The organism is Alcanivorax sp. HI0083 (genome assembly GCF_001635175.1).
Genome location: NZ_LWFX01001643.1, coordinates 1 through 802 on the forward strand (window position 1 = coordinate 1; position 802 = coordinate 802).

An 802-nucleotide genomic window follows, 5' to 3' on the forward strand; every position below is an offset into this window, starting at 1 on the left:
CGGGCTACCAGGCCAGTTTTTCCTCTGTCGATCAATCCTCTCCTTTCCGCCCTCCTATCGTTTGATCCTGCGAGCAGCACCTTCCCCAGCTTGGGGAACTACTGTCATTTAGACTTTCGTAGGAGTAGTTTCATGCTTTTTGGAATGCCCATAAAAAATGGGCGGCGGGTAATACCGAGTCAATTTTTTAACACCTTGCTGTGTCTTCTCGTGCTAACCCTGACGGGCACTGTTGCGTACGCCGAGCAGGCACCTCTCACACTTGCCAATGCCCTCTCGCGGACCGTGGCGCAGAACCCCACCCTGCAGGTTTTCGATTTTCGCCTTCAGGGCCTTGAAGGCCGTCGTTTCACGGCGGATCAAAATCCTGCCCTGGAAGCCGGCCTGGAGGTGGAAAACGTCCTCGGCAGCGGCAACCGGCAGGGGAGCGACGCGGCAGAGTACACCCTGTCCTTGTCATCGGTTCTCGAACTTGGCGGCAAGCGTGAGGCCCGCGTCAGCGTCGTCGACTCGCGATACGCTCTGGTCGAGGCCGAGCGCCAGGCCGAAACCCTGGATGTGCTGGGACAGGTGGCCCAGCGTTTTGTCGCCACCTTGGCCCTGCAGGAAAAACTTGAACTGGCCGCTGACGCTGTGGCGCTGACCGAGGCCACCCACGAGATCGTCACCCGTCGCGCCGACCGGGGCGCGGCGCCCCAGGCCGAAGTCATGCGCGCCAGGGCCGCGCTCACCCGGAGTCGTATCGAGCAGTCCCGCGTGTTAAGCGAATACGAGAGCCGGAAAATAGCTCTGGCTTCGCTCT

Annotated in this window: 1 protein-coding gene; it reads left to right on the forward strand. The window is 60.7% G+C overall.

Annotation, left to right across the window (positions count from 1 at the left end; all coding sequences use genetic code 11):
• Window positions 1-132: 132 nt before the first annotated feature.
• The coding region (locus A3754_RS24190) for a TolC family protein (RefSeq protein ID WP_197468835.1) at window positions 133-802 on the forward strand (670 nt) is incomplete at its 3' end.